Annotated in this window: 7 protein-coding genes; 1 reads left to right on the forward strand and 6 read right to left on the reverse strand. The window is 68.3% G+C overall.

The window, feature by feature from the left end; genetic code table 11:
- Positions 1–251 (reverse strand): GntR family transcriptional regulator (locus CCN51_RS49200; RefSeq protein ID WP_143676170.1); only part of this gene is annotated, 251 nt, incomplete at its 3' end.
- Positions 252–444: 193 nt separating this feature from the next.
- Here CCN51_RS49200 and CCN51_RS49205 point away from each other — a divergent pair.
- On the forward strand, positions 445–1,557 hold the full coding sequence (locus tag CCN51_RS49205) for an FAD-dependent monooxygenase (RefSeq protein ID WP_086861101.1): 1,113 nt from the start codon (positions 445–447) through the stop codon (positions 1,555–1,557).
- 101 nt (positions 1,558–1,658) lie between these two features.
- Here CCN51_RS49205 and CCN51_RS49210 read toward each other — a convergent pair whose 3' ends face one another.
- The 5 genes from CCN51_RS49210 to CCN51_RS49230 form a co-directional block, all read right to left on the reverse strand.
- Positions 1,659–2,225: a hypothetical protein gene (locus CCN51_RS49210; RefSeq protein WP_043491965.1), complete on the reverse strand. Its 567-nt coding sequence runs from the start codon at positions 2,223–2,225 to the stop codon at positions 1,659–1,661.
- Between the two features lie 19 nt (positions 2,226–2,244).
- Positions 2,245–2,739, reverse strand: a complete 495-nt coding sequence (locus tag CCN51_RS49215) for a hypothetical protein (RefSeq protein ID WP_086861103.1) — start codon at positions 2,737–2,739, stop codon at positions 2,245–2,247.
- 757 nt (positions 2,740–3,496) lie between these two features.
- Positions 3,497–4,048, reverse strand: a complete 552-nt coding sequence (locus CCN51_RS49220) for a hypothetical protein (RefSeq protein WP_245881849.1) — start codon at positions 4,046–4,048, stop codon at positions 3,497–3,499.
- A 19-nt stretch (positions 4,049–4,067) separates the two neighbouring features.
- Entirely contained in the window at positions 4,068–4,307 is a 240-nt protein-coding gene (locus CCN51_RS49225) for a hypothetical protein (protein WP_405384448.1), read from the reverse strand.
- Between the two features lie 475 nt (positions 4,308–4,782).
- Positions 4,783–5,496: a FadR/GntR family transcriptional regulator gene (locus CCN51_RS49230; protein ID WP_014180501.1), complete on the reverse strand. Its 714-nt coding sequence runs from the start codon at positions 5,494–5,496 to the stop codon at positions 4,783–4,785.
- Positions 5,497–5,655: the final 159 nt, after the last annotated feature.

Raw genomic sequence — 5,655 nt, forward strand, 5'->3', positions numbered from 1 at the left:
GGGGTGCGGCGTGCGGAAGGGGCGGGGGTCTGCGTGGCCACGACCGTGCCGACTCGGGGGCGCGCCTCGACGAGGCCATCCAGGCGCAGGGTGGTGAGCGCCTTGGTGGCGGTGGCGAGGGCGACGCCCCACTCCTTGGCGATCTGACGGGTCGAGGGCACCCGGCCGCCGGGGGCCAGTTCGCCGTCCGCGATGCGGCGCCGGATCTCGGTGACGATGCGCAGATAGGGCGGATCGGGCTCCGGGGGCATCTCCAACTCCGTCCCTTCGATTTTTCTGCGGCTGATTTTCCGGCTCGCTGCTCCTGTACTAGTGCAGACGTTAGCAGGGGGAGGGGGCTGGAGGCTGGTGTCTGTACTAGGTCAGATGCAGGAGAAAGTGCAGCTGGGGCGGGTTGCTTACGGTGTACATTCAGCTCCGCGTACACCGTATGAAGGAGCTCCCATGAAGACTGTGCTCATCTCCGGCGGCGGCCTCGCCGGCCCCGCGCTCGCCTACTGGCTGCGCCACCACGGCTTCGCCCCGACCGTCGTCGAGCGCGCGCCCGCGCCGCGTACCGGCGGGCAGGCGGTGGACATCCGGGGCGTGGCCCTCGAAGTCGTCCGGCGCATGGGGCTGCTGGAGCGGGCGCGTGAGCTCCGCACCCGGATGCGGGGCATGTCAGTGCTCGACGGCGACGGCAACGAGATCGAGCGGTCCACCGACAAGACGTACAGCAGTGGCCGGCTCGACAGCGACGACATCGAGCTGCTGCGCGAGGACCTGACCGGGCTGCTGTACGAGCGGACCCGCGACGGCGCGGAGTACGTCTTCGGCGACGGCGTCGCGGCCCTCCAGCAGGACGAGCACGGCGTGCGCGTGGAGTTCGAGAGCGGGCGGTCGCGCGGCTTCGATCTGGTGGTCGGCGCCGACGGGCAGCACTCGACCGTGCGCGGCCTGGTCTTCGGCCCCGAGGAGGAGTTCGCGCACCCCCTCGGGATGCAGGTGGCGATCTTCCGTGCGGACAACTTCCTGGGCCTGGAGGACTGGCAGCTGTGGCTCAGGGACGGCGCCGCCGGCTACGGCATCTACCCCGTACGCGACAACTCCGAGCTGAGGATCACCTTCGGCTGGGCGGCGGCCGGGCCCCAGGAGCAGCGGATCGACCACCGCGACATCGAGGGGCGGAAGCGGGCGCTCGCCGACCGGATGGCCGCCGTCCGCTGGGAGGCGCCGAGGATGCTCAAGGCGATGTGGGAGGCGTCCGACTTCTACTCGGACGCGATGGCGCAGATCCGGATGGACCGGTGGTCGCGCGGCAGGGTGGCGCTGCTCGGGGACGCGGGCTACTGCGCGTCCCCGTTGTCGGGCCAGGGCACCAGCCTGGCCCTGATCGGGGCCTACGTACTGGCCGACGCGCTGGGCCGGGCGGACGGCGAGCACGGCGCGGCGTTCGACGACTACGAGCGGCGTATGCGGCCGTTCGTCGGGCTCAACCAGGCGCTGGCCACGGAGAATCCCGGCGGGCCGGCCTCCGAGGAGTCGGTCGAGCGGGCCAAGAACGCGATCTCGCTATAGCCAGGCCAATCGGTCGTCAGGAGGCGGCCGTCGCGTAGGCGCAGGGTGGGAGGGCGCAGGGTCGTGCGCCCCGACCACCCCATGGCCACCGGGCTCCACCGTCACGACTCCCCTGTTATGTCCCGGAGAGAGTGGTACTGGGCGTGGCCCGCGTCGGACGGGTCTCCGCCGTGGATCTTGGCCAGTGCGCGCTTGACCAGATGGTCGGTCGTGACGGCCCGGCGAATTTCTTGATTGACGGAATCGGCGTACAATTGCTTGTTGACCCGTGCCAACTGCGACCCGTCACCCTCAGGAACATCGAAACGCACGGTGCCGTCGGAGTTGTGGGAGACCTTGAACCCGTGGACCTCCGCGTCATTGACGATCCCCTTGACCTTGTCCTGACTCGCAGTCAGCTGGTCATAAGCGTCGTCCAGGATGGCATAGATGCTGCTGGCCTCCTTGTACAGGTCCTCGAGCTCTTTCGCGGTCTTGCGGACGAATTCATGCGTGACGGTCGCGTTGAGCCCAGCCCACCGCGCACCCTCCGACTTCTTCAGCAGGCCCGAACGCGCATCGCTCTCCAGCTTCTTCAAACCATCGACAACGGACTTCCAGTCCGTGACCGCGATCATGAGCGTTCCCAGATCGACCTCGACGAGATCCGTGTAAGTGAGAGTCCCCATCGTCATTCCCCCGTTTCCGCTACTTCACTATCTTGGATATCTCGGAAACGCTGACGGCCGAGCCGTCCCGGTTTCTAAACGAGGCCGCGATCAGCTCGTCGTCGTTCGCGTGACTCTTCTTCGAGTAGTCCAGGTGATTGGAGATATGGGCGCACATCTGCAGCATGGTTTTCACCTGGGAAGTCCAGACGGACACCGTAGTGCTCAGCTCCTCGCCCATGGTGAAGTTGTGGTCGCTCAGCGCCTTGGCCGACTGCATGGACGACCCCCAGCCATCCTTGTCCGCCCCGGCCCCGGCGATGTCGGCCGCCTTCTGCAGCTCCCCGTGCAGGACGAAGGCCTCGTGCCCCACGGCGCCCAAGTCGTCCTGATGAACGATGAGATCGGAGGCCTTGCCGCCGTCCTCGCCCCCGCCGCCACCGCCGGCCGCGGCAAGCTGGTTGAGTCGCGTATGGGCGCTCTGCTGCCCGGCCGCGTCGGCCTTGAGCTGAGACCACTCGCTATCGAAGGACATTTCCCCGTTACCTCCCGTAAAGAACATCAGCGCGTCCGGTGCTGCGGCCGTCGCTCCCCTGGCCCGCCGCACCACATCGCGAATAAAAACGCATGCTAGCTGAATCGGATGACATCACTCCGGCTGCGGCCGGGCAAAGTCAGCCTCGATTCGTCAGCGGGGTTCGATCGCTGATCGATCCGGCGGTTCGCCCGTAATGTTCTTGGCCGGTGCGGGATGGGCTGTCGCGTGACGCCGCGGCTGCGCCGGGTTCCACGGGCTCGGAGACTGCGAAGGTCCCTCTTTCCTCCCCGTACGCGACAAATTCCGATTCGAGGATCACCTTCGGCTGGGCGGCGGCCGGGCCCCAGGAGCAGCGGATCGACCACCGCGACATCGAGGGGCGGAAGCGGGCGCTCGCCGACCGGATGGCCGCCGTCCGCTGGGGAGGGGCGGACGGCGGTCACGGCGCGGCGTTCGACGACTACGAGCGGCGCATGCGGCCATTCGTCGCGCTCAACCAGGCGCTGGCCACGGAGAATCCCGGCGGGCCAGCCTCCGAAGAGTCGGTTGAGCGGGCCAAGAACGCCATCTCGCTGTCATCAGGTCAATCGGTCATCAGGAGGCGGCCGTCGCGTAGGCGCAGGGTGGGAGGGCGCAGGGCAGCGTCGGCGGGGACGTGGGCCGGCGCCGACCCGGCACCGGCCCCTCCGGTCGTGCGCGCGCAGACACCTTGGGCTTCCCATGGCCACCGGGCTCCACCGTCACGACTCCCCTGTTATGCGTCCAGCAGAGAGCGGATTTGGGCGTGGCCCGCGTCGGACGGGTCTCCGCCGTGGATCTTGGCCAGCGCGCGCTTGGCCAGAACGTCGACCGTGACGGCCCGGCGAATTTCATGATTGACGGCTTCGGAGTACGACTGCGGGGAGTCCAGTGACCGCGACCCGCCGTCCCCGGACTCATGGAAACTCACGGTGCCATCGGAGTTGTCGGAGACCCTGAACCCGTCGTCCTGCGCGCTTGCGACGAGCGACTTGACTTTGGACTGATGCGCAGTCAGCTGGGAATGCGCGTCGTCCAGGATGGCCCAGATGCTGCTGGCCTCGTTGTACAGGTCCTCGAACTCTTTCGCGGTCTTGCTGACGAATTCACGCGTGACGGTCGCGTTGAGCCCATCCCACCGCGCACCCTCCGACTTCTTCAGCAGGCCCGAACGCGCATCGCTCATCAGCTTCTTCAAACCATCGACAACGGACTTCCAGTCCGTGACCGCGGTGCTGAGCTTTCCCAGATCGACCCCGACGAGATCCGTGTAAGTGAGAGTCCCCATCGTCATTCCCCCGTTTTCTCTACTTCACCATCTTGGATATCTCGGAAACGCTGACGGCCGAGCCGTCCCGGTTTCGGAACGAGGCCGCGATCAGCTCGTCGTCGTTCGCGTGACTCTTCTTCGAGTAGTCCAGGTGATTGGAGATATGGGCGCACATCTGCAGCATGGTTTTCACCTGGGAAGTCCAGACGGACACCGTAGTGCTCAGCTCCTCGCCCATGGTGAAGTTGTGGTCGCTCAGCGCCTTGGCCGACTGCATGGACGACCCAACGCCCGCCGCCACCGCCGGCCGCGGCAAGCTGGTTGAGTCGCGTATGGGCGCTCTGCTGCCCGGCCGCGTCGGCCTTGAGCTGAGACCACTCGCTGTCGAACGACATTTCCCCGTTACCTCCCGTAGAGGACAGCAGCGCGTCCGGTGCTGCGGCCGTCCCTCCCCTGGCCCGCCGCACCACATCGCGAATAAAAACGCATGCTAGCTGAATTGGATGACATCACTCCGGCTGCGGCCGGCCCCAGGAACGGCGGGTTGACTACCGCGATATCGGGGGCAGAAGCAGGCGCTCGCCGTGCGCGGCGTTCGACCGGTACGAGCGGCGCCTGCGGCCGTTCGTCGCGCTCAACCAGGCGCTGGCCACGGAGAATCCCGGCGGGCCTGCCTCCGAGGAGTCGATCGAGCGGGCCAAGGACGCGATTTCGCTTGACGGCTGAACAGCACGCTGCCCAACTGGTGCCATTCAGCTGGGGCGGCCGTCGCCGTCGCGCAGCCGGGTCAGGGTCTGCTCCAACTCGGCCTGGAGCACGCGGCCCGCCGTGTCCGCGTCGCCCCGCTCGACGGCACGGACCAGGGCGGTGTGGGCCTCGTCGCCCGGGTTCGGCGTCCCGGTCGTACCGGTGCGCAGGGCGAGCAGGTCCACGAGGTCGATCAGGGCCTGCCGCAGGCGGGGGACGAACTCGGCGAACAGATCGGTGAGTACGGGGTTGTGCGCGGCGCCGACCACCGCCGCGTGCAGCGCGATGTCCGCGTCGACGAACGCGGCGTCGTCGCCTGCGGCGGCGGCGCTCCGGGCGTCCAGCGCCGCGTTCAGGGTGGTGAGGTCGGCGTCGGTGCGGCGCAGCGCGGCCAGGCGGGCGGCCTGGACCTCGACCAGCATGCGCACCTCGAAGACGTCGGTGACGGCCGCGCGGCGGAGCCGGGCGGGCCAGTCCTCGGCGGGCTCGGTGGCGATGACGAAGACGCCGGAGCCTTGGCGGGCCTGCACCAGCCCCGCTCCGGCCAGGACGCGGACCGCCTCGCGCACGGTGGAGCGGCCCACGCCCAGGGTCTTGGCCAGGGTGGTCTCGCCGGGGAGCCTGGTGCCGACCGGCCAGTGGCCTCCGGTGATCTCCTCGCGCAGCCGCGCGGCCGCCTGTTCGATCAGGGGAGTGGGGCGGAGGGCGGCCAGCGGCATCCGGTTCACCTTTCAGGGAGCGGCGGTGCACAGGTCCTCAGCTTGTCTGAGGACCTGACATGTGGTTAGCCTATCCCGCATGTCGCTGCGCGGGCTCCTTCTTCTCGGCTGCCGCGGCGGGGCCTGACCGGACCGGCACCCCGCCGCGGCAGCCGAGAA

Source organism: Streptomyces milbemycinicus (assembly GCF_002154605.1).
Lineage (GTDB): Bacteria > Actinomycetota > Actinomycetes > Streptomycetales > Streptomycetaceae > Streptomyces > Streptomyces milbemycinicus.

What these genes read in the sequence shown, in the direction of transcription:
- CCN51_RS49205 (WP_086861101.1), top strand. Translation starts at nt 445, where the DNA reads ATGAAGACTGTGCTCATCTCCGGCGGCGGCCTCGCCGGCCCCGCGCTC.
- CCN51_RS49210 (WP_043491965.1), bottom strand. Translation starts at nt 2,225, where the DNA reads ATGGGGACTCTCACTTACACGGATCTCGTCGAGGTCGATCTGGGAACG.
- CCN51_RS49215 (WP_086861103.1), bottom strand. Translation starts at nt 2,739, where the DNA reads ATGTCCTTCGATAGCGAGTGGTCTCAGCTCAAGGCCGACGCGGCCGGG.
- CCN51_RS49220 (WP_245881849.1), bottom strand. Translation starts at nt 4,048, where the DNA reads ATGGGGACTCTCACTTACACGGATCTCGTCGGGGTCGATCTGGGAAAG.
- CCN51_RS49225 (WP_405384448.1), bottom strand. Translation starts at nt 4,307, where the DNA reads ATGCAGTCGGCCAAGGCGCTGAGCGACCACAACTTCACCATGGGCGAG.
- CCN51_RS49230 (WP_014180501.1), bottom strand. Translation starts at nt 5,496, where the DNA reads ATGCCGCTGGCCGCCCTCCGCCCCACTCCCCTGATCGAACAGGCGGCC.